This is a genomic window from Pseudomonas sp. Marseille-Q5115, from assembly GCF_916618905.1.
GTDB classification, from domain to species: Bacteria; Pseudomonadota; Gammaproteobacteria; order Pseudomonadales; family Pseudomonadaceae; genus Aquipseudomonas; species Aquipseudomonas japonica_A.
Genome location: NZ_CAKAKI010000001.1, coordinates 4,921,600 through 4,944,507 on the forward strand (window position 1 = coordinate 4,921,600; position 22,908 = coordinate 4,944,507).

21 protein-coding genes are annotated in these 22,908 nt (G+C 62.5%); 20 read left to right on the forward strand and 1 reads right to left on the reverse strand.

Features of this window, described 5'->3' with window-relative positions:
* The first annotated feature begins 204 nt into the window (after nt 1–204).
* The 17 genes from gltB (at nt 205) to LG385_RS22695 (ending at nt 19,000) form a co-directional block, all read left to right on the forward strand.
* Nucleotides 205–4,653, forward strand: coding sequence for a glutamate synthase large subunit (gene gltB, locus LG385_RS22615; RefSeq protein WP_225775992.1), 4,449 nt, complete (start codon nt 205–207; stop codon nt 4,651–4,653).
* A 113-nt stretch (nt 4,654–4,766) separates the two neighbouring features.
* The gene (locus LG385_RS22620; RefSeq protein ID WP_181110884.1) at nt 4,767–6,188 is read left to right on the forward strand and encodes an FAD-dependent oxidoreductase; all 1,422 of its coding nucleotides are present in this window, start codon (nt 4,767–4,769) and stop codon (nt 6,186–6,188) included.
* A gap of 96 nt (nt 6,189–6,284) precedes the next feature.
* Complete coding sequence (gene hemE / locus LG385_RS22625) at nt 6,285–7,349, forward strand: uroporphyrinogen decarboxylase (protein ID WP_225775993.1); 1,065 nt, start codon at nt 6,285–6,287, stop codon at nt 7,347–7,349.
* A 135-nt stretch (nt 7,350–7,484) separates the two neighbouring features.
* Entirely contained in the window at nt 7,485–8,939 is a 1,455-nt protein-coding gene (gene gbpA / locus LG385_RS22630; protein WP_225775994.1) for an N-acetylglucosamine-binding protein GbpA, read from the forward strand.
* Nucleotides 8,940–8,997: 58 nt separating this feature from the next.
* On the forward strand, nt 8,998–9,507 hold the full coding sequence (locus tag LG385_RS22635; protein WP_225775995.1) for a cytochrome b: 510 nt from the start codon (nt 8,998–9,000) through the stop codon (nt 9,505–9,507).
* Nucleotides 9,508–9,515: 8 nt separating this feature from the next.
* On the forward strand, nt 9,516–10,013 hold the full coding sequence (locus LG385_RS22640) for a hypothetical protein (RefSeq protein ID WP_225775996.1): 498 nt from the start codon (nt 9,516–9,518) through the stop codon (nt 10,011–10,013).
* Nucleotides 10,010–11,854, forward strand: a complete 1,845-nt coding sequence (gspD, locus tag LG385_RS22645) for a type II secretion system secretin GspD (RefSeq protein ID WP_225775997.1) — start codon at nt 10,010–10,012, stop codon at nt 11,852–11,854. Before LG385_RS22640 ends, gspD begins: the two co-directional genes overlap by 4 nt.
* Nucleotides 11,847–13,277, forward strand: a complete 1,431-nt coding sequence (locus tag LG385_RS22650; RefSeq protein ID WP_225775998.1) for a GspE/PulE family protein — start codon at nt 11,847–11,849, stop codon at nt 13,275–13,277. Before gspD ends, LG385_RS22650 begins: the two co-directional genes overlap by 8 nt.
* A complete protein-coding gene (locus tag LG385_RS22655) occupies nt 13,274–14,470 on the forward strand; it encodes a type II secretion system F family protein (protein ID WP_225775999.1) in 1,197 nt (398 codons plus the stop codon). The genes LG385_RS22650 and LG385_RS22655 overlap by 4 nt, the downstream gene beginning before the upstream one ends.
* On the forward strand, nt 14,471–14,908 hold the full coding sequence (gene gspG, locus LG385_RS22660; RefSeq protein ID WP_181110877.1) for a type II secretion system major pseudopilin GspG: 438 nt from the start codon (nt 14,471–14,473) through the stop codon (nt 14,906–14,908).
* The gene (locus LG385_RS22665) at nt 14,905–15,378 is read left to right on the forward strand and encodes a type II secretion system protein (protein ID WP_225776000.1); all 474 of its coding nucleotides are present in this window, start codon (nt 14,905–14,907) and stop codon (nt 15,376–15,378) included. The genes gspG and LG385_RS22665 overlap by 4 nt, the downstream gene beginning before the upstream one ends.
* Complete coding sequence (gene gspI, locus LG385_RS22670) at nt 15,375–15,710, forward strand: type II secretion system minor pseudopilin GspI (protein ID WP_225776001.1); 336 nt, start codon at nt 15,375–15,377, stop codon at nt 15,708–15,710. Before LG385_RS22665 ends, gspI begins: the two co-directional genes overlap by 4 nt.
* A complete protein-coding gene (locus LG385_RS22675) occupies nt 15,707–16,246 on the forward strand; it encodes a type II secretion system protein GspJ (RefSeq protein ID WP_225776002.1) in 540 nt (179 codons plus the stop codon). Before gspI ends, LG385_RS22675 begins: the two co-directional genes overlap by 4 nt.
* Before the next feature lie 14 nt (nt 16,247–16,260).
* The gene (locus tag LG385_RS22680; protein WP_225776003.1) at nt 16,261–17,079 is read left to right on the forward strand and encodes a general secretion pathway protein GspK; all 819 of its coding nucleotides are present in this window, start codon (nt 16,261–16,263) and stop codon (nt 17,077–17,079) included.
* Complete coding sequence (locus LG385_RS22685; protein WP_225776004.1) at nt 17,076–18,125, forward strand: hypothetical protein; 1,050 nt, start codon at nt 17,076–17,078, stop codon at nt 18,123–18,125. The genes LG385_RS22680 and LG385_RS22685 overlap by 4 nt, the downstream gene beginning before the upstream one ends.
* Entirely contained in the window at nt 18,122–18,568 is a 447-nt protein-coding gene (gene gspM / locus LG385_RS22690) for a type II secretion system protein GspM (RefSeq protein WP_225776005.1), read from the forward strand. The genes LG385_RS22685 and gspM overlap by 4 nt, the downstream gene beginning before the upstream one ends.
* Nucleotides 18,569–18,628: 60 nt before the next feature.
* Nucleotides 18,629–19,000, forward strand: coding sequence for a NirD/YgiW/YdeI family stress tolerance protein (locus LG385_RS22695; protein ID WP_225776006.1), 372 nt, complete (start codon nt 18,629–18,631; stop codon nt 18,998–19,000).
* 27 nt (nt 19,001–19,027) lie between these two features.
* On the opposite strand, the gene LG385_RS22700 is transcribed toward LG385_RS22695, so the two are convergent.
* Nucleotides 19,028–20,293, reverse strand: coding sequence for an MFS transporter (locus LG385_RS22700; RefSeq protein WP_413247343.1), 1,266 nt, complete (start codon nt 20,291–20,293; stop codon nt 19,028–19,030).
* Nucleotides 20,294–20,396: 103 nt separating this feature from the next.
* Between LG385_RS22700 and LG385_RS22705 the strand changes: the two genes are divergently transcribed.
* From LG385_RS22705 to LG385_RS22715, 3 genes are all read left to right on the forward strand, one after another.
* Nucleotides 20,397–21,284 (forward strand): LysR family transcriptional regulator, encoded by an 888-nt coding sequence (locus LG385_RS22705; protein WP_225776007.1) that lies wholly within the window; start codon nt 20,397–20,399, stop codon nt 21,282–21,284.
* A gap of 87 nt (nt 21,285–21,371) precedes the next feature.
* Nucleotides 21,372–22,142 (forward strand): ParA family protein, encoded by a 771-nt coding sequence (locus LG385_RS22710; RefSeq protein ID WP_181110867.1) that lies wholly within the window; start codon nt 21,372–21,374, stop codon nt 22,140–22,142.
* An 18-nt stretch (nt 22,143–22,160) separates the two neighbouring features.
* Nucleotides 22,161–22,865, forward strand: coding sequence for an aspartate/glutamate racemase family protein (locus tag LG385_RS22715; protein WP_225776008.1), 705 nt, complete (start codon nt 22,161–22,163; stop codon nt 22,863–22,865).
* The last annotated feature ends 43 nt before the right edge of the window (nt 22,866–22,908 follow it).

Here is a 22,908-nt window from a genome sequence, read left to right on the forward strand (position 1 = left end):
ACATCATAAAGGCAGCCAAATTCGTTCGCTTTTGCGACATGTAAATACATTGGTTCGACATCAAATTTGTGGCACACGGCCCTGCTGTGTACAATGACTGCCCTTTTGCCCCCGCAAAGCTGGCGTTCGTTCGGCGTGGATGGTAAGTGGTTGAATTAAAGAGCATTTGCCTCCAAGAGAGGCAAGCCTGGTGAGAAAGTGTCTATGAAAACAGGTCTGTACCATCCCGAGGAATTCAAGGACAACTGCGGCTTCGGCCTCATTGCCCATATGACGGGCGAGCCTAGCCACAACCTGTTGCAGACGGCCATCGAGGCCTTGACCTGCATGACCCACCGCGGCGGTATCAACGCCGACGGCAAGACGGGTGACGGTTGCGGCCTGCTGATGCAGAAGCCAGACCTGTTCCTGCGAGCCATCGCCAAGGAGCATTTTGGCGCCGAATTGCCACGCCAGTACGCAGTGGGCATGGTCTTCCTGAACCAGGACGACGCCCGTGCCGAAGCCGCGCGTGAAAACATGAACCGCGAGATCCTCGCAGCTGGCCTGCAGCTGATCGGCTGGCGTCAGGTGCCCATCAATACCAGCGTACTAGGGCGCCTTGCCCTGGAGCGCCTGCCCAAGATCGAACAGGTGTTCGTGGGCGGTGAGGGCTTCACCGACCAGGAGTTCGCGATCAAGCTGTTCAGTGCCCGGCGCCGCTCGTCGGTCGCCAATGCCGAGGACACGGATCACTACATCTGTAGCTTTTCGCAGAAGACCATCATTTATAAAGGCCTGATGATGCCCGCCGACCTGGCGGCGTTTTTCCCGGACCTCAGCGATGAGCGCCTGCAAACCGCTATCTGCGTGTTCCACCAGCGCTTCTCCACCAACACCTTGCCCAAATGGCCTCTGGCGCAGCCGTTCCGGTTCCTGGCCCATAACGGTGAAATCAATACCATCACTGGTAACCGCAACTGGGCACTCGCACGGCGCACCAAGTTCGCCAACGAACTGATTCCTGACCTCGAAGAGCTCGGCCCGCTGGTAAACCGCGTTGGTTCGGACTCCTCCAGCATGGACAACATGCTCGAGTTGATGGTCACCGGCGGCATCGACCTGTTCCGTGGCGTGCGGATGCTGATTCCGCCAGCCTGGCAGAACGTCGAAACCATGGACCCCGACCTGCGGGCGTTCTATGAATACAACTCCATGCACATGGAGCCATGGGACGGCCCGGCTGGCGTGGTAATGACCGAAGGTCGCCACGCGGTGTGCCTGCTGGACCGTAACGGTCTGCGCCCGGCGCGCTGGGTGACCACGCGCAATGGCTACATCACGCTGGCTTCCGAGATCGGCGTGTGGAACTACAAGCCTGAGGACGTGATCGCCAAAGGCCGCGTTGGCCCGGGCCAGATCTTCGCCGTGGACACCGAGACCGGCCAGATCCTGGACACCAACGCCATCGACGACCGCCTCAAGTCGCGCCACCCTTACAAGCAGTGGCTGCGCCGACATGCGCTGCGTATCCAGGCGAAGATGGACGACCACGACCATGGCTCGGACTTCTACGACGCGGATCGCCTCAAGCAGTACATGAAGATGTACCAGGTCACCTTCGAAGAGCGTGATCAGGTGCTGCGCCCGCTGGGTGAGCAAGGCTACGAAGCCGTAGGTTCGATGGGCGACGATACCCCGATGGCGGTGCTGTCCCAGCGTGTGCGCACGCCTTACGACTACTTCCGCCAGCAGTTCGCGCAGGTCACCAACCCGCCGATCGACCCGCTGCGTGAAGCGATCGTGATGTCGCTGGAGATCTGCCTCGGTGCCGAGCGCAATATCTTCCAGGAATCCCCGGAGCATGCTTCGCGGGTCATTCTGAGCTCGCCGGTCATTTCGCCCGCCAAGTGGCGCGCGCTGATGAACCTGGAGCGAGATGGCTTCGGGCGCCAGTTGATCGACCTCAACTACGACGAAAGCCTTGGCCTGGAAGCGGCAATCTGCAACATCGCCGATCAGGCTGAGGAAGCCGTACGCGCGGGCAAAACCCAGATCGTGCTCAGCGACCGCGCCATCGCCCAAGGCAAGCTGCCTGCTCATGCGGCAATGGCCGTGGGCGCCGTGCATCACCGCCTGGTCGAAAAGGGCCTGCGGTGCGACAGCAACATCCTGGTTGAAACGGCTACCGCGCGTGACCCGCACCACTTCGCCGTGCTGATCGGCTTTGGCGCTTCCGCCGTGTACCCGTTCCTGGCCTACGAAGTGCTGGGCGATCTGATCCGCACCGGCGAGGTGCTGGGCGACCTGTACGAAGTTTTCAAGAACTACCGCAAAGGCATTACCAAGGGCCTGCTGAAAATCCTGTCCAAGATGGGCATTTCCACCATTGCTTCCTACCGCGGTGCGCAGTTGTTCGAAGCCATCGGCCTGGCCGATGAGGTCACCGGAATGTGCTTCCGTGGTGTGGCCAGCCGTATCAAGGGCGCGCGCTTCAGCGACCTGGAAGCGGAGCAGAAAGCGCTGGCCGGCGAAGCCTGGAGCCCGCGCAAGCCAATCCAGCAAGGCGGCCTGTTGAAATTCGTGTACGGCGGTGAATACCACGCCTACAACCCGGACGTGGTGAGCTCGCTGCAAGCTGCCGTGCAACAGGGCGACTACGCGAAATTCAAGGAATACACCGCGCTTGTCGACCAGCGCCCGGTGTCGATGCTGCGCGACCTGCTCAAGGTTCGCGAGGCCGAGCAGCCTTTGGCACTGGCTGACATCGAGCCGCTGGAAGCGATCCTCAAGCGGTTCGACTCGGCAGGCATTTCCCTCGGCGCGCTGTCGCCGGAAGCCCACGAAGCTCTGGCTGAGGCCATGAACCGCCTGGGCGCCCGCTCCAATTCCGGCGAGGGCGGCGAAGACCCGTCCCGCTACCGGACTGTTCGCAGCTCCAAGATCAAGCAAGTGGCCACTGGCCGCTTCGGTGTTACGCCGGAATACCTGGTAAACGCCGAAGTGCTGCAGATCAAGGTTGCCCAAGGCGCCAAGCCAGGCGAGGGCGGTCAGTTGCCGGGTGGCAAGGTCAACGGCCTGATCGCCAAGCTGCGCTATGCCGTACCTGGCGTGACCCTGATTTCGCCGCCGCCGCACCACGACATTTATTCGATCGAAGACCTGTCGCAGCTCATCTTCGACCTCAAGCAGGTGAACCCTGCCGCGCTGGTGTCGGTCAAGCTGGTATCGGAAGCGGGTGTGGGCACCATCGCCGCGGGTGTAGCCAAGGCCTACGCGGACCTGATCACGATCTCCGGCTACGACGGTGGCACGGGTGCATCGCCGCTCACCTCCATCAAGTACGCGGGCAGCCCGTGGGAGCTTGGCCTGGCGGAAACTCACCAGACCCTGCGCGGGAACGATCTGCGCGGCAAGGTACGGGTACAGACCGACGGTGGCCTGAAAACCGGCCTGGACGTGATCAAGGCAGCCATTCTCGGCGCCGAGAGCTTCGGCTTCGGCACCGCGCCGATGATCGCGCTGGGCTGCAAGTATCTGCGCATCTGCCACCTGAACAACTGCGCCACTGGTGTAGCCACGCAGAACGAAAAGCTGCGCAAGGACCACTACATCGGCACCGTGGACATGGTGATCAACTTCTTCACCTTCGTGGCCGAAGAAACCCGCGAGTGGTTGGCCCGCCTGGGCGTTCGCAGCCTGGGTGAGCTGATCGGGCGTACCGACCTGCTTGAAATGCTGACGGGTGAAACCGCAAAACAGGCGAACCTGGACCTCACTCCGCTGTTGGGCAGCGATCATATCCCCGCGGACAAACCGCAGTTCTGCGAGGCTGAGCGCAACCCACCGTTCGACAAGGGCCTGGTTGCCGAGAAAATGGTCGAGCTGTCGCTGGCCGGGATCGAAGCACGCACCGGTGGCGAGTACGCCATGGACCTGTGCAACTGCGACCGCTCCATTGGTGCCCGCGTCTCTGGCGAGATCGCCAAGCGTTATGGCAACCAGGGCATGGCAGACGCACCGGTGACCTTCCGCTTCAAGGGCACGGCGGGGCAAAGCTTCGGTGTATGGAACGCTGGTGGCTTGAACATGTACCTCGAAGGCGACGCCAACGACTACGTGGGCAAGGGCATGACCGGCGGCAAGCTGGTGATCGTGCCGCCAAAAGGCAGCCCGTTCAAAACCCAGGACAGCGCCATCATCGGCAATACCTGCCTGTACGGCGCCACTGGCGGCAAGCTGTTCGCCACCGGCACCGCAGGTGAGCGTTTTGCGGTGCGTAACTCCGGCGCCTACACGGTGGTGGAGGGTACCGGCGACCATTGCTGCGAATACATGACCGGTGGTTTCGTGTGCGTACTGGGCCGAACCGGCTACAACTTCGGTTCCGGCATGACCGGTGGCTTCGCTTATGTGCTCGACCAGGACAACACCTTCGTCGACCGGGTGAACCATGAACTGGTGGAAATCCAGCGTATCAGCGGTGAAGCGATGGAAGCCTATCGCAGCCATCTGGAAGGGGTGCTGGCCGAATACGTGGCTGAAACCGACAGTGAATGGGGCCGTAACCTCTGGGAAAACCTGGACGACTACCTGCGCCGCTTCTGGCTGGTCAAGCCCAAGGCCGCCAGCCTCAAGTCGCTGTTGTCCAGCACCATTGCCAACCCCCAATAACGCAGCGGCAAGCCCCAAGCATCAAGCCGCAAGCTTGGGGCGCGCCAAGGCGGAACACCGAATTTTGCTTGCAGCTTGGAGCTTATAGCTTGGAGCTGCGCCGAGAGGCGCTTATGTCAGAACGCTTGAGTAACGACTTCCAGTTCATCGATGTCGGCCGAAAGGACCCTAAAAAGGTGCTGTTGCGCCAGCGCAAGAAGGAATTCGTGGAAATCTACGAACCCCTCAAGCCGCAGCAGGCTGGCGAGCAGTCCCACCGCTGCCTGGGGTGTGGCAACCCGTATTGTGAATGGAAGTGCCCTGTGCACAACTTCATTCCCAACTGGCTGAAACTGGTGTCGGAAGGAAATATCCTCGCCGCTGCCGAACTGGCACATCAAACCAACACCCTGCCTGAAGTGTGTGGGCGTGTGTGCCCACAGGATCGCCTCTGCGAAGGTGCCTGCACTCTGAACGATGGCTTCGGCGCCGTCACCATCGGCTCGGTAGAAAAGTACATCGCCGACACAGCCTTCGCCATGGGCTGGCGCCCCGACATGTCCAAGGTGAAGCCAACCGGCAAGCGCGTGGCTATCATCGGCGCTGGCCCTGCCGGGCTGGGCTGCGCCGACGTGCTGGTACGTGGTGGCGTAACGCCGGTTGTGTTTGACCGCAACCCTGAAATCGGTGGCCTGCTGACCTTCGGCATCCCTGAGTTCAAGTTGGAAAAAACCGTGCTGAGCAATCGGCGTGAAATTTTCACCGGCATGGGGATCGAGTTCCGTCTGAACACGGAAGTGGGCAAGGACATCACCATGGAGCAGTTGCTCGCCGAGTACGATGCTGTATTCATGGGCATGGGCACCTACACCTACATGAAGGGCGGCTTCCCTGGTGAAGACCTGCCCGGCGTGCACGACGCGCTGGACTTCCTGATCGCCAACGTGAACCGCAACCTGGGCTTCGAGAAAACCCCGGAAGACTTCATCGACATGAAGGGCAAGCGGGTAGTGGTGCTGGGCGGGGGCGACACCGCCATGGACTGCAACCGCACCTCGATCCGCCAAGGCGCGAAGACCGTGACCTGCGCTTATCGCCGTGATGAAGCGAACATGCCAGGGTCGCGCCGCGAAGTGAAGAACGCCAAGGAAGAGGGTGTGAAGTTCCTCTACAACCGCCAGCCTATCGCTATTGTGGGTGAGGATCGGGTTGAAGGCGTAAAGGTTGTGGAAACCCGCTTGGGTGAGCCTGACGCACGTGGCCGGCGCAGCCCGGAGCCGATTCCAGGCTCCGAGGAAGTACTGCCGGCCGATGCCGTGGTGATCGCGTTCGGGTTCCGCCCCAGCCCCGCGTCGTGGTTCGACCAGCACGAAATCCAGCTCGACAGCCAGGGCCGGGTCATCGCCCCAGCGACCGGCGGTCAGTTCCGACACCAGACCAGCAACCCGAAGATCTTCGCTGGCGGGGACATGGTGCGGGGCTCGGACCTGGTGGTAACCGCCATTTACGAGGGTCGTACCGCCGCCGAAGGCATCATGGATTACCTCCAGCTGTAAGCGCTATCGAGGCGATTGATAAAAGGCACGGTGCAACGCCGTGCCTTTTGCCGTGGTGTCTGAGAAAATGCCCGCACTTTTTTTGCGGATGCCCTCATGACTGCCTTGAAAAACGACCGATTCCTGCGCGCCCTGCTCAAGCAACCGGTAGACGTTACCCCGGTGTGGATGATGCGCCAGGCTGGCCGCTACCTGCCGGAATACCGTGCCAGCCGCGCCAAGGCCGGCGACTTCATGAGCCTGTGCATGAACCCCGCGTTCGCCTGCGAAGTCACCCTTCAGCCGCTGGAACGCTACCCGCTGGACGCCGCCATCCTGTTCTCGGACATCCTTACCATTCCGGATGCCATGGGGCAGGGGCTGTATTTCGAAACGGGCGAAGGGCCGCGTTTTCGCAAGGTGATCGATACGGTCGCCGATATCGAAGCCCTGCCAATTCCCGATCCGCAAAAAGACCTGGGTTATGTGATGGATGCGGTGAGCACGATCCGTCGTGAACTCAACGGCCGGGTGCCGCTCATTGGCTTCTCGGGAAGCCCGTGGACCCTGGCGACCTACATGGTCGAAGGCGGCTCTTCCAAGGACTTCCGTAAAACCAAGGCCATGCTGTACGACCAGCCAGAGGCCATGCACGCCCTGCTGGGCAAGCTGGCGCAGTCGGTTACCGCCTACCTGAATGGCCAGATTCTCGCTGGCGCGCAGGCCGTGCAAATCTTCGATACCTGGGGCGGCAACCTGTCGTCCGCGGCGTACCAGACCTTCTCGCTGGCCTACATGAAGCAGATCGTCAGCGGGCTGATTCGTGAGCATGAGGGCCGCAAGGTGCCGGTCATCCTGTTCACCAAAAACGGTGGCCTGTGGCTTGAATCCATTGCGGACGCCGGCGCCGATGCGCTGGGGCTGGACTGGACGTGCGACATCGGCGAGGCACGCCGCCGGGTAGGCAACAAGGTAGCGCTTCAGGGCAACATGGACCCCAGCGTGCTCTACGCCAAGCCTGCGGCGATCCGTGCAGAGGTTGCGCGCATCCTGGCCAGCTATGGCCATGGCAGCGGGCACGTGTTCAACCTGGGCCATGGCATCACCCCGGAAGTCGATCCTGCCCACGCCGGTGCATTCATCGAAGCGGTGCACGAGCTGTCGGCGACCTATCACGGCTAAATGGTTGGCGGTATTGGCCGCAAGCGATGTATTTCAGAGAAAGTCCTAGAGAAGTCCGGAGCGCCAGGCCTTAGATTGCGCGTCCTCTGGCGGAACCGTCCGCTTGGAGCAACGTGACTTCCGAGGACTTTTTCAATGAAAGGATTTTTCAGGCCTACTTACCTGGCGATGGCCGTATGTGCCGGCCTGGTCGCTGGGCAAGCAATGGCGCACGGCTACTTGTCTTATCCGCCCTCGCGCGCTGCGCTATGCCAGCAGGGTATCAACGCCAACTGCGGGCCGGCCCGATACGAACCGCAGAGTGTCGGCGAAACGGACAAAGGTTTCCCGGCCTTCGGGCCTGCCGATGGCCAGCTTGCCAGTGGTGGCAAGTCGCTGGGCGCCGCGCTGGACGTTCAATCCGCAGGCCGTTGGAGCAAGACCGAGCTTGCCAAGCGAGATGTCACATTTGACTGGCAGTTTCTGGCCGCGCACCCCGCTACAAAGTTCGAGTACTACATTACCCGCCAAGGCTGGAACCCGAACGAGCCACTGACTCGCGCAGCGCTCGATGCGGAACCGTTCTGCAGCTTTGACACGGGCAACGAAATTCCTATCGACGGCCCTGCTGGCAGCGGCGGCCCGCTTGTGAAGAAGCACGCCTGCGCCCTGCCTGCGGACCGCTCCGGTTACCATGTCATCTATGGGATCTGGACCGTCGGTGACACCGACAATGCGTTCTATAACGTAGCCGATGTGGACATTACCGCCGAGGCCGGCCCGGCCCCCGTCGACGGCTGGGAAGGCGTTGCCAACATTCCTGCCGTCCAGGTGCTGTTGCCAGGCGACAAGGTTACCGCTCGGGCTTTCCGCAGCGGCACTGAAAGCGCTGAACACAGCGTAACGCTGGACATCCAATCGGCCGAGCAGGGCCAGCCGGCCAACTGGGCATTCGACCTCGCCACGAAAATCAATGCAACCCAGGCGCTGATTCGCGCTGGCGCTCGCAATGGTGACGGTGACATCGAGCCCGTTCGAGGTGCCAACAGCATCTACGCCAAGGCAGAGTCCGGAGTAACCAACTACCAGATGGCATTCGACCTCAAGCCAGATACCGAAGCGCGGCTCTCGTTGCAAAACCTGCAGCCGAACTACGAGCTGGTCAAAGGCCAGGCCGAGTTGGGCCTTACGGTTAGCACCAACCGCCGGCTGAACATCGAGGCCGGCCTGTATGACGCCAATCACAAGGCCGTCGGCAGCATTCGCCAGGCGGTTGAACCTGGCGACAGCGTGATCAGCCTGGATGTGCGAGGCATGCCAGGGGATTACACCCTCAATGTGATCGGCAGTACCGAAGATGGCCGCGCCAACCTGCAAGTGAGCGAGCCTGTGGAGCTCACCGGCGACGGTGCTCCGGATTACGACCAGGTGTTCCCGAGCGGGCTTGGCACCTACAAGGCCGGTACGCGTGTGCTTCAGCCCAATGACGAGCGCGTGTACGAGTGCAAGCCATTCCCTGCAGAAGGGTGGTGCAACATCTTTAACCCGAACGCTACCCAGTATGAGCCGGGCACCGGCAGCCATTGGGAAGACGCCTGGATCGCTCGCTGACAGCGACCCTTGGCAAATACCACCCCGGCGCGCTGTCGGGGTGGTCGAGGACACATCCGTGACGATCAAAACCTATTCCCGTTCGCAGAAGCTGCTGCATTGGCTTTCGGCCGTAGTGATTCTGTGGGCACTGTTCACCGGCTTTTATGTCGCGCTGGCTCCGGTCAGCTCGGAACTGAAAGGCTTGGCCGGATGGATCAACGTCTCCCTGACCACCTTGCTTATCCCTGTATTTGTGTGGCGCTGCTTCCTGGCGTGGCGTCATCGCATTGCGCCAAGCGTGCAGCCAAAGCCGTTGATGACACGTCTGGCGGGCTGGGTGCATGTAATCCTCTATTTCACGATCAGTGTGGTGCTGCTTACCGGCGTGCTCATGATGGAACGCTCCATCGTCGTGTTCGACTGGTTCACCCTGCCTCAGCCAATCAAGGATCCGGCACTTACTAGGTTCTTCCACACCCTCCACATTGCGAGCTGCGCAGTGTTGGCGGCCTTGGTGGGGCTGCACGTTGCAGCGGTAGTCAAACACTCCCTGAATGGGAAGTCAGTGCTGGGCCGTATGCTGTGAGTACAGTCATGCGCCACAAGTGGTGGGCATTGCCGGTGGTAATGGCGGCGGGCGCGGGCTGGCTTGTCTATCGCGTTTGGCAAGCGCCGTTACCGGCTACTCCACCGTTACCCTCGGTGGCCGTCAATCCCGTTTCCACGCCCGCGACACTCTCGCCTCAGGTGATCGCGAGGCTATTTGGCCTGCCTTCGAGCGCGCCGCTCGCCCAAGCGCGCACGGCGCTCAAGCTCAAGGCTTGCGTTGTAGCAGGGGAGCATTCCCGAATCCTCGTGGAGCACGCCGGCCTGGTGCAGGCATACCGCATAGGCGACAGGCTCCCGGATGGAAGCCAGGTTCGCCGGGTTAACGCCGGCCATGCTGTGCTCTGGCAGCGTGGCGAGGAAGTGGTGCTGGCTTTACGACAGGCGACTGCAAACCGCCCTTCCTTCGAAGCGGTTGATGGGCCACCGGCCACTGGCACAAGGCGCTACCTGCGTTCCGCTCTCTCTGCAGGCCCACACTCATGAAACATGCCCCACAGTTGTTATCTCTCGCGCTCGCAACGTTGTTGGTATGCACTGCCGCACCCTTACGGGCCGATACCTGGATGCTATCCATGGAAGACGCCGACGTCGTGGATGTTGCTACCGAAGTTGCAGGCATCCTGGGATTGACCGCGATCGTGGACCCAAGGGCCAAGGCCCGCCTTACGGTGCATTCGGATCAGGCTCTGGACCGCAATCAGGTGCGCGAGCTGTTTTATACCGTGCTGGAAAGCCGGGGGCTGGCCGCCGTGGAAGAAGACGGCCGCTTGCTGGTGGTTCCGGCTGCTGACGCGAAGGCGCGTGCCGCCAGCCGCACCGACCTGGGCGTAGTCACACAGGTATTGGCCCTGCATAGCGCACAGGCAGCCGACCTGGCGGCGTTGCTCAAACCGCTGGCCTCCGCGCAAGGCTACGTGGGGCCGTCGGCTTCGGCCAATGCGCTGGTCATTACCGATACCGCAGCTAATGCCAGGCGCCTGGCGCGCCTGGCTCAGGAACTGGACAACGGTGAGCAGGCCGGGCATGACGTGTTACCGCTCAAGCACGCGGACGCCAATGAGCTCGCGACGCTGCTGGAGCGAGCCACCGCTCGCAAAGGTGATGAAACCCCCCGGATAATTGCCGATCCCGCTGGCCACGCGCTGGTGCTCCTGGGCCCGCCCGCGTTACGCGAGCGGCTCAAAGGCTTGGCCCTCAGCCTCGACGTTCCCCGAAGCAGTGACAGCAACGCGGCCGTGATCCACCTGCGGCATGGCGACGCGCGACAGCTGGCCGAAGTGCTTGATCCGCTCAGCCAGCAGGCAGGGGAACCGCTCGAGGGCTTGCCACGGGACCGCGCCGGCGCAGGCCAATCAGCAACCGTACGGGCCGACGAAAGCCAGAACGCCTTGGTGATGATCGGGCCTTCCAAGGCTATTCGTACGATGCAGGCACTGGTCAGCCAACTTGATCAGCCCCGTGCGCAGGTGATGATCGAGGCCGCTATCGTCGAGATCAGTGGCGACACCAGCCAGGCACTAGGCGTGCAATGGGGGCTGCAGGGCGGCGACCTTGGGGGCTCCAGCAGCTTCCCCGGGGCAGGCATCAGCCCGATCGGTACGCTTGCCGAAGAGCTGGATCTACCTGACGGTGGCCTGCTGCGGCTAGGCAACGATCGTTTTCGGTTGCTGGTGTCGGCGTTGGCCAGCAACGTGAACAGCAACCTGCTGTCCACCCCTAGCCTGATGACCCTGGATAACCAGGAGGCGGAGATTCTGGTGGGCCAGAACGTCCCCTTCCTCACGGGCAGTTACACCACTGGCAACAGTGGCTCGGACAACCCCTTCACCACGGTAGAGCGCCGGGACGTGGGCATCAAGCTCAAGATCCGCCCTCATATCAACGACGGCGATGCCATGCGGCTGGAGATCGAACAAGAGAACTCGGAGGTCGCGCCCACCACAGACCCCGCCGTGAAGGACCTGATCACCAACAAGCGCAGTGTAAAGAGCACCATCCTGGCGCGGGATGGCCAGATCATCGTATTAGGTGGCTTGATCAAGGACAGCGTACGCCAGACCGAAAGTGGCGTACCTGGGCTCAAGCGATTGCCTTGGGTGGGCCGTTTGTTCACCTGGCGGCGTGATACTCAGGTGAAGACCAACCTGATGGTGTTCCTGCGCCCGACGGTGATGCGCGAGGCCGTGGCGCAAACGGCCTTGGCCGAGCGGCAATTGCAAAGGGCGAGGCAAACCGAAACCGAGGTGATCGACGACCCTCGTGGCCGGCGCGTCCCCCCTGAAGCGCAGGGCTTGTTCGAGGAGGCGCCGGGTTCACATGACTGAACCGTCGTTACCGCCCATGCCGTTCCGCTACGCCTCGCGCGCTGGCGTTCTGCTCGAAGGGACCGCTGCCGCGCCAGTGCTGGTATGCCGTGGCCAGCCCGGTTGGGAGGTATGTGCCGAGGTACGCCGCTGGCTCGGTCACGAGCCTTGTCTGCAACTGCTTGACGACACCACGTTCGCGCAGCGCCTGGCCCGCCATTACCAGGGCGACGAACACGACGCGCGGCATGTTGCCGAGCGCCTGAATGACGATCAGGACCTCAACCAGTTGGCGGTAGAGCTGCCGCATAACCTGGACCTGCTGGAGGATGAGGCCGAAGCGCCGGTCATTCGCCTCATCAACGCGCTGCTGGCGCAGGCGGTACGGGAACGTGCCTCGGATGTTCACCTGGACACCGAAGAAAACGCAGTGGTGGTGCGCCTGCGCGTGGATGGGCACCTTCGAGAAGTCTTGCGGGCGCGCCGTGAAGCTTCCTCTTCGCTGGTGTCCCGGCTCAAGGTGATGGCAGGGCTGGATATCGCTGAAAAGCGCGTGCCCCAGGATGGCCGGATCGCGCTGCGCCTGGCCGGGCACGATATCGACATACGCCTATCCACGCTGCCGTGCGTGCAAGGCGAGCGGGTGGTGTTGCGGTTGCTCGACAGGAACGCCGTGCCGGTCAGCCTGGAACACATCATGCCTCCGGGGCCCGGGCTTGAACGCCTGCGAGGGGTGCTGGCGCGGCCCCATGGCATCTTTCTCGTTACCGGCCCCACAGGTTCAGGAAAAACCACCAGCCTTTATGCGGCCCTGGCCAGCTTGCGGGAGCAGGCACGCAACATCCTCACCGTGGAAGACCCGGTGGAATACCACCTCCCGGGAATCGGCCAGTCGCCCGTGAATGCGGCGGCGGGCATGACCTTCGCGCGCGGGTTGCGGGCCATTCTGCGGCAAGACCCGGACGTGGTGATGGTGGGCGAAATCCGGGATCGGGAAACGGCCGAGGTGGCCATTCAGGCTTCTCTTACCGGCCACCTTGTGCTGTCGACCCTGCATACCAACAGTGCCGTAGGGGCGGTAACCCGCTTGCTCGATATGGGTGTAGATGCCTATCTGCTGGCCTCCAGCCTCACTGCGGTGCAGTCCCAGCGGCTGGTGCGGCTGTTGTGTGTCCATTGCAAGCAGCCGCACGCCAGCGGTGGGTTCGAGCCGGTAGGGTGCGAGCACTGCCGCCATGGTTATCGGGGGCGGATGGCCCTTCATGAGCTGGTGGAAATGGATTCATCGCTCATGCTGGCCATCCATGATGGCGCGAGTGAGCAACAACTCGAATCGCTGGCCCGACAGCAGGCGCCAGGCCTTGCCGCAGCGGGCTTGCAGGCAGTAGCCGACGGGCTCACCAGCCTGACCGAGGTGCGCCGCGTAGTGGAAATAGGGCCATGAACCGTTACCGCTACCGCGCCGAAGATGCACAGGGCCGTATTCAAAGGGGGCTGGAAAGCGCTGCCAGTGCTGCCGCGCTCCGGCAACAGCTGCGATCACGCGGCTGGGTACCGCGCCATATAAGCGTGGCCCGTGGCGGCCCACACGTGCAAAAGGTACGGGTAGGCAGCGCCGAGCTTGCCCTTGCCACACGCCAGCTCGCGACCTTGCTGCAAGCTACGGTGCCGTTGGCGAGCGCCCTTGAGGCCGTGACCCGCCAAATGCACGACAGCCCCACGGCCAAGGTATTGAAGGCGGTGCTGGGTGGCGTGGTAGAAGGCCGTAGCCTGGCCGCAGCCATGGCCAGCCAGCCCCGGGTATTTTCCAACCTGTATCGCGCCACCGTGGAAGCCGGTGAGCAATCGGGGCATTTGGGACAAGTGCTGGAGCAGTTGGCAGACCACCTCGAAGCGCGGCAGCTCGCTCGTCAGCGCATCCGCACTGCCCTGGTGTACCCCGCGTTATTGCTGCTGGTGAGCTCGGTGATCGTGGCGTTTCTGCTGGGCTACGTGGTGCCGGATATTCTCGCCCTGTTTACCGGGAGCGGCCAGGCATTGCCATGGCCCACACGGTGGCTGATGGGCTTTACGGAGTTCCTCAGGATCGCCTGGCCCTGGCTCGCCGTGTTCATGGCACTGCTGGCAACGGCGGGCCCGATACTGCTGCGCAAGCCCGCTCCCCGGCGGCGGCTGGACAGCCTGTTTCTGCGTGTTCCGGTACTCGGCCCCACCCTGGGGAATGCTGAAAGCGCCCGCTATATCAGCACCCTGGCGATCATGTTGGGCAGTGGCGTGCCTTTGCTGCCAGCGCTGAGAATTGCCAACGCCGTATTGGGAAACCTGGCGCTTCGAGATCGCCTCGTGGGTGTAGTGGATCGCGTGGCTGAAGGCGGTGCGCTCGCTCAGGCGCTGGCGGGCACTAAAACCATCAGCCCGCTCATGCTGCAGTTGATTGCCAGTGGGGAGCAGTCCGGCAACTTGGCCGGGATGATGCACCGTGCCGCTGACCAGCAGGAAAAACTCCTCGCCAACCGTATTGCCATGATGCTTAGCCTGTTCGAGCCTTTGATGCTGGTCGGGATGGGGCTTGTGGTCATGTTCATCGTGATGGGCGTGTTGCTCCCCATCCTCAGCCTCAACCAATTGGTAACCTGAATGCGTACATTGCAATTGCCGCGGGCGGCTCAGCGTGGCTTTACCCTCATTGAAATCATGATCGTCGTTGTCATCATCGGCGTGCTCGGCGCGCTGATCGTGCCTCAATTCATGGACCGTCCCGAGCAGGCCAAGGTCACCGCCGCACGCAGCGATCTGAAAGCCATTGCCACCGCCATCGAAATGTATCGCCTGGATAACGGCCACTACCCCAGTACCGAACAAGGGCTGGAGGCGCTGGTCACCCGCCCGCAAGGCGACCCGCCTGCGCCCAACTGGAGCCCGCGAGGCTATTTGCGTCAGCTGCCGGTAGACCCCTGGGGCAGCCAGTACCGCTACGCCGTGACGGACACAGGTTTCGAGTTGAGCTCGCTCGGCGCGGACAGGCAACCCGGCGGCACCGAAGGCGCTGCCGACCTTGAGGCCTGGGCGCCTTGAAACCGTTTGCGCAACGCGGCTTCACGCTGCTTGAGCTGCTGATCGTGATGGCTGTGATTGGAGCGGTGCTCGCCACGGCAAGCCTTGCCATGGGTCCCGATCCTCACCGCCAAGGCCGCCAGACCCTGGCTGAACTGGGCGCGCGATTGAGTACGTTGCGCGAGCAGGCGGTGTTGCTGGACAGCCAGTACGGCATTGCCTTGAACGAGGCGGGCTGGCAAGCGATGGCGCTGCGCGAAGGTGCCTGGACGGCGTTGCCTCCTACTGGCGCGTTGGGTACGGGCATGGCCTGGCAGCTCATGGTAGAAGGGCAGGCTGTGCTGCTGCCTGCAACCGGGCCTGCCAAGCCACAGCTGCTCGCGCTGGCCAGCGATGAACTGAGCAGTTTTGAGTTACACCTGCGGTGGCAGGGGCAAAGCGTCGGGGTGCTGCGCACCGATGGCGCCGGTGACCCGGAGTTGCAACCGTGAAGCGGCAGCGGGGCTTTACCCTGATGGAACTGCTGGTAGCCCTGGCGGTGTTTGCAACCCTGGCGGCGGCGGTGGTGTCCGCTGCGCAATGGAGCACCTTCAATCAGCAACGCCTGGAGGCGCGCTGGTTCGCCAGTATTGCCTTGGATAATCACCTTCAAGCCTTGAGCCTGGGGCTGGTATCGCCCCGCACCGAGGGCTTGGCGCTCACGTTTGCCGGGAACACGTGGTGGTTGCAGCAACGGCCCGAGGGCGCCGGTGGCCTGTCCATAGTGCTGCAGGAAACGCCAGGTGGCGAAGCCTTGGCTACCTGGTCGGGGTCGGCTCCGTGAGCAATAACCAGGGCGGCTTTACGTTGGTGGAACTGCTGATTGCCCTCGCATTGTTCGCCTTGCTCGGTATCGCCTGTTCAAAGCTGTTCGACCTGGCATGGCGAGCGGAACTGGGATTAACCACTCGCAGCCAGTCGCTGCGTGAACTGCAACGTACGTTTACCGCCCTGGACCACGATGCGCTGCACGCCGTCACCTGGTACCGCCCACTGTACCTGGACAGGCGCCAGCTGACCTTCGGCAGCGCGGGCTGGCGCAACCCGTTGGATCTTCCGCGCAGCGAGTTGCAGCAGGTGAGCTATCAGTTCAGTGACGGCGAACTCTGGCGGCATGCACGGGGCGATAACGGCGCGGTTACGCAACGGCGGTTGCTGAGTGGGATCAAGGCTGCCCGTTGGCAAGTGCTGGGTAAGGACAATCTGTGGCTGGATGGCTGCGAGGTGCCCTGTCGCCCTGCCGCGTTACGATTGACCGTCGAACACTCGCTATTCGGAACCGTTACCCGCCTGCTTCGCTGGCCGGGGCACGGCCGATGAGACAGCAACGGGGTATGGCGTTGCTCAGCGTGTTGTTGGTGCTCACATTGGCGTTGCTGCTGGTGGAAGGGGTTGTGCGGCAACAACGGGTAATGGTCGCCGCGACAACCATGCAGCTTGAGACAATACGGCTGCGCCAGGCGCTCCTCGAAGGGGAAGCGCGGCTGCTGGCCCAGTTGCCAAGCTGGGAAGGCTCGCGGCCTGAACCCGTGCACGTTGGCCAGCCTTGGGCGCAACCGCAGGCCTGGACTTTGAAGGACGGCATCTATCTACAGGGCGCGGTCACCGACCTGGCGGGGCGCTTCAACCTTGAATGGCTTGCGCGGCCAAGCGGGCTTGAGCAGTTCAAGCGGCTGCTGCAGGTGCTTGAGCTCCAGGCTGTTTCCTGGCCTGAAGGGCCCCTGCCTGCATGGCGCGAGCTCAGCCAGGCGCGCCTGCTAACTGGCGTGAGCCGCACATGGCTGGCGCGGCTTGCGCCTTATGCCGCATGGATGCCCGAGGCTGCGCGGATCAACGTCAATACCGTGCAAGCGCCTGTGTTGGCTAGCCTGGGCATACCGATGGACGTTGCGCGGCGCCTGGAGCGCGAGCGGCCTTCAGCGGGGTTTTCGACGGTGCAGGCCTGGCGCAACCAACCTGCCTTGCAAGGCCTGAGCGTGCAGGCCGGTGATCTGGCTGTCGGTAGCCGCTGGTTCCGCCTTGAGCTGGCAGCCCAGGCCGATCGACGCCGCCTGCGTTTGCTTGCCGATGTGGAACTGGCTGCTACCGACGGCCACCCGCGGGTGCTTCGCCGTTGGCTACGCGCAATTGAGGAAGAGGCGCCATCACCATGACAACATGGCTGTACATACTGCCCCAGACCGCCGAGGCCCTTGATACGCAGCCGTGTTGGCTGATGCAACACGCCCAAGGCGTGACTGAAACCACCCTGGGTGGCTGCGCCCGTATGCTTGAGGGCAAACCGGTGAAGGTCTTGCTGCCGATGGAGCGGTTTGGCTGGCACCTTTGTGCCCCTTGGCGGCACCGCGGCAAACCCACCACCGAGGCGATGCTGTTCGAGCTCGAGGAGCAATTGCTCCAACCCGCCGAGAGCTTGTGCGCCTGGCGTGGTCAACGGCATGCGGACAACCGTCATGAGTTGTGGATAACCGACGGGCAGGCTCATCACGCGCTGGTGGAATATCTACGCAGAGCACTGCCCACAATGGTCGGCTTGTACATTGATGCCGACTGCTGCGCTCCGTCTCAGCCCGGCGCTGTATGGATCGCGGGGCGCTGGCTGGTCGGCGGCAAGGGGCTGCCCAGGCTGGCGGCCAGCGAAGCCTGGCTGGGCGCTCTTGAACGTGACAGCGATCAGCCCATCGCTCGGCTGGAAGCGCCCGGCACCCTTTGGGCAGCACTACAGGGATCCATGGGGCTGAACCTGCTTGAAAGCCGAAACACGCGAGCACATTGGCCATGGGGGGCCACCCTCGCAATAGCCGCCTGCGCGTTTGGCCTGGTATGCGCCGCCGAGTACCGAGTGGGTTCCACGTTGATCGCCGGCAACCTGGCCTTGGCGCACAGTAACGAACAGCGCATGGCGCAGCTGTACCCGGGTCAACCGCCCGGGCCCGCGCTGCTGGCCCGGCTTTCTGGCGCCAGCGGGAACGCACGTAGCGGCGCACTACCCGCGCTTGTAGCGTTGCTGCAGCAGCTGGACGCAACCCCAGGGGTACAGGTGCTCACGATCGAACGGGGCACCGACAAGCGCTGGCGCCTGAGTGTAAGTGCGCAACGGCTGGAGGACATTCACCTTGACCGCAAGCAGTGGCGAATGCTCAAGATGACTGCCGAAAAAGGGCGCTGGCACGGTAGCCTGGAGGAGATCGGAACATGAGTGCCTGGATGCGCTGGCGGCGGCTTTCAAAGCGCGAGCGGCTGACGTTATTGCTTGCGGCCGCTTTGCTGACCTCCACGGTGCTGTGGCGCTTCGCGTGGCTACCATTGCAGTGGCGCAGCGAAGCGGCCAGGGCGGCTCAAACCGAGCTAGTGGCACTGGCCAGGCAGTTGGCGAACGCGCCGGCCCAATCAACATCCAGGCAGGCGTTCACCCCGGAGCAGCTTCATGCGTCCTTGATCGAGGCCCAGATAGACGTGAAACGCATTGATGTTTCCACGGGCCGCGCGCAGCTCTCCCTGGAAGGCGCCGCAGCTGCGTTGTGGCCGTGGCTCGAGCGCCTCGACAGCGCTGACTTGAAGCTCGACACGATCAAGCTCGCCCGGGAAGGCGACCGGCTACGGCTGATCATGGCTGTCTCTGGCCTGGCCCCGCCGGATTAAGCTTGGCTTCATCTGGTTTCACTACGCTGTGTTCATCCATACAGCGATGAGGGTTCAACGATGAAGCTGCGTTATCTTTCGATCTGCCTTCCTTTGTTGGCCGCTAGCGCCTTCAGCCACGCTGGCGGCTACACCGGCCCTAATGGCGGCGCTGCAGGTACTGCCGCTGGCGTGATCAATACCGCGCAGGCGGCGAACCAGGCCGCTGATGATGCCCGGGTAGTGCTCGAAGGCACCATCACGCACCGCCTGAAGGGCGACAACTACGAGTTCCGCGATGCAAGCGGCACCATCAAGGTAGAGATCGACGACGATCAATGGCCTACAAATGCGTCAGTCGATGACAAGCAAAAGGTACGGCTCGTCGGCGAAGTCGATGTGGACAGCGACGGCCGCGAGGTCGACGTTCACCGAGTGGAAATCGTCCAGTAACTGGGGCGTTCGACAAAAAAAACCGGCCTAGGCCGGTTTTTTGTTGCCCGGGAGTACTGGCAGGCGCGCCAGCTTCACCGCTACCGCCAGTGCCAGTACCAGCAGGGCACCAATGAACGTGCCAATCCCGTTCCAGCCCCCGTAATGCCAGGCCACGCCCCCCAGGGTGCCAGCCAGGCTCGAGCCCAAGTAATAACTGAACAGGTACAGAGAAGATGCCTGGCCCTTGGCATGGGTGGCGCGGCGGCCGATCCAGCTGCTGGCCACCGAATGCGCGCCGAAAAAGCCAAAGGTGAATACCAGCATGCCGGGAAGGATCGCGGCCAGCGACGGGAGCATGGTAAGCACCAGCCCGAACAGCATCACCGCGATGGCCACCCAGAACACCTGGCGGCGCCCGAACTTGTCTGCCAGCGCGCCGGTTTGCGCCGAGCTGTAAATGCCCGCGAGATACACAATCGAAAGCAGCCCTACCACCGCCTGGCTGAGATCGTAGGGATCGGCCAGCAAACGGTAGCCAATATAGTTGAACAACGTGACAAAGCCCCCCATCAGCAGGAAGGCTTCAAGGAACAGCCACGGCAGGCCCGCGTCACGAAAATGAATCACAAACCCGTCCAGCAGGCTACGAGGGTTGAGCGCGCGGCTGGTGAAGTTTCGCGAAGGCGGCAGCACCTTCACGAATACCACCGCGGCTGCGAAGGCCAGGCCACCGACCACGAGTGTTGCTGTGTGCCAGCTCACGTAGTCGATCAATACCCCCAGAATAAGCCGCCCGGACATCCCGCCGATGGCGTTGCCGCCGATGTACAAACCCATCGCCAGGCCGATGTGCTCTGGATGGATCTCCTCACTCAGGTAGGTCATCGCCACAGCGGCCACACCGCTGAGCGAAAGCCCCAGCAGCGCGCGCATCAGCAGAATTGCCGGCCAGCTCGGCATCAGCGCGCTGGCCATAGTGCACAGGGCCGCGCTGAACAGGGCCGTCACCATCACCGGCTTGCGGCCGATCCTGTCCGAAATTGGCCCTGTAATCAGCAACCCGACCGCGAGCATGGCCGTGGAAACGGAAAGCACCAGGCTGCTCTGCGCGGCATTGATGGAGAACTCATGGGAAAGCAGAGGCATCATCGGCTGTACGCAATACAGCAATGCAAAGGTCGCGAAGCCGCCACAAAACAACGCCAGCACCGTGCGCATGAATAGCGGCGTGCCTTTTTCGATCCAGCGTTCAGCGCCAGGGGCGGGTGAAGCGGCAACAGGGCGAACTGGCTCGGCCACAGCGGTTTTCAAGAGAGGCCTCATCAGGACAGTGCGGGATTAAAAAAGCATATAACCGGGCGAACATGACTTCCAATATATTGTTCGACCTGTTTGATATGTTCTGGATATGGTTATGGAGCTTCGCCACCTTCGTTATTTCGTTGCGGTAGCAGAGTGTCTGCACTTTGGGCGTGCTGCCGAAGCGCTGGGAATCAGCCAGCCGCCATTGAGCCAGCAGATCCAGGCGCTGGAACAGGAGCTGGGCGCGCGCCTGTTCGACCGCACCAACCGCCGGGTAGCCTTGAGCGAAGCCGGGCGCTTGTTTCTTGAGGAAGCCAGGCATGTGCTGGCGCAGGTCGACAAGGCAGCGGATGTAGCGCGTCGGGCCCAGTTAGGGGAACTCGGTGAACTAAAGATCGGCTTTACGTCGTCCGCGCCGTTCAATTCCAGTATTCCAACGGCCATTCGTGCGTTCCGCCAGGCATTCCCCGCCGTGCACCTGCACCTGCGCGAAATGAGCAGCCAGGAGGTCGCCGATGCCTTGCTCGAGAAGCGTGTGGAAGTGGGCATCATGCGGCCGCTACCTCTTGCCGACACATTGCATGCCGTTGAGCTGTTCCGAGAACCCCTCGTGGCGGTAGTCAACGCCAGCCATCCCTTGGCGACAATGCCCGGAGACGGGCTGCCCATGGCTGCGCTCGCCGAGCAGCCGTTTGTGTTCTTCCCGCGCAGCTACGGCAGCGGCCTGTACGCTCAGCTGCTGAGCCTGGCCCAAGCCGCAGGGTTCAGCCCTCACTTCGCACAGGAGGCTACCGAAACCATGACCATCATCGGGCTGGTGTCGGCGGGCCTTGGCGTGTCGGTATTGCCGGCCTCGTTCCGCTCCATACGTATCGATGGTGTGGTGTACAGGCCGTTGCTCGATGCGGCTGCGGAGTCGGCGGTATGGCTGGTGCGGCGCACCGGGCCGGGATCTGCCATGGGCGAAGCGTTTAGCCATTTGTTGCTTGGCCATCATTGACCCAAGGTAGCCTTTGCCACGCAGACCCTGTACATATCGTGGGGTGCGAGCGGTCGCACCGGATTGGAACGCAAAAAGGAGGATGCAATGCGACGTGTGGTGTTCAACCAAAAGGGCGGGGTGGGCAAGTCCAGTATTGCCTGCAACCTGGCGGCAGTCAGTGCCAGCGCCGGTTACCGGACGCTCTTGATCGACCTGGACGCCCAGGCCAACGCCACGCAGTACCTCACCGGCCTGGCCGGTGACGATGTGCCCCCTGGCATTGCCGCGTTCTTTCGCAATACCTTGGCCTCTGGGCAGTTCGGCAAGAAGAACGCCGTAGACGTGTACGAAACAGCGTTCGACAACCTTCACCTCATCACTGCGACGGCGGAACTGGCGGACCTGCAGCCCAAGCTGGAAGCCAAATTCAAGATCAACAAGCTGCGCAAGTTGCTGGACACGCTCGAGGAGGACTACGAGCGCATCTACGTGGACACGCCTCCCGCACTGAATTTCTATGCCGTGTCGGCCATGATCGCCGCCGACCGGGTATTGATCCCTTTCGATTGCGACAGCTTCTCGCGCCAGGCCTTGTATGGGCTGATAAAAGAAATCGGCGAGTTGCGCGACGAGCACAACGAAGACTTGGTGATCGAGGGCATCGTGGTTAACCAGTTCCAGCCCCGAGCGGCCTTACCGCAGAAGATGCTGGATGGCCTGGTGGCGGAAGGGCTGCCGGTATTGCCCGTATACCTGAATAGCTCAGTGCGGATGCGCGAGTCTCATGAAGCGAACAAGCCGCTGATCCACTTCGATCCTCGCCATAAACTCACCCGGCAGTTCGTAGACCTGCATGACTTGCTCGAAGAGCACTGAACCCAACGGAGCACGGCCATGAGAACCCTTGGCGTCATCGGCGGCATGAGCTGGGAATCCACCGCTACCTACTACCGGCTTCTCAACGAAGGCGTGCGCGACCGGCTCGGTGGCCTGCATTCGGCGCCTCTGCTGTTGCACTCTGTGGATTTCGCTCAGGTGGCGGCCATGCAAAAGGCCGGCGAATGGGAAGCGGCGGGGGAACTGCTGGAGCGTGCGGCACAAGGGCTGGAGCGGGCAGGCGCAACGGCGTTGTTGCTGGCCACCAACACCATGCACAAGGTCGCCGGGGCAATCGAGGCTTCGGTGGACATTCCGCTGCTGCACATCGGCGACGCGGTGGGCCAGCAATTACAGGCCCAAGGCATTGAAAGGGTGGCCTTGCTGGGCACCCGCTTCACCATGCGCGAGCCCTTCTACCGCGATCGCTTGAGCGAACGCTTCGGCCAACACGTGCTGTTGCCTACAGAAGCGGAAATGGAAGAAATTGACCGGGTCATTTTCAGCGAGCTGTGCGTTGGGGCTATCAAGCCCGAGGCGAAAGCGTTCTACCTCGCCTGCCTTGAACGCCTACAAGCCAACGGCGCGCAAGCCGCAATACTGGGATGTACCGAAATCGGCCTGCTGATTGGCCCGGACGATACGGCGCTCACGCTGGTAGACAGCACCGAAGCCCACGTGGGGATGGGGTTGGAGTGGATGGTGGGCCGGTTCGCCGGGTAGCCCCGGCTCCTACATCGGCCCTTCCGGCGGAGCCCGCGAATGG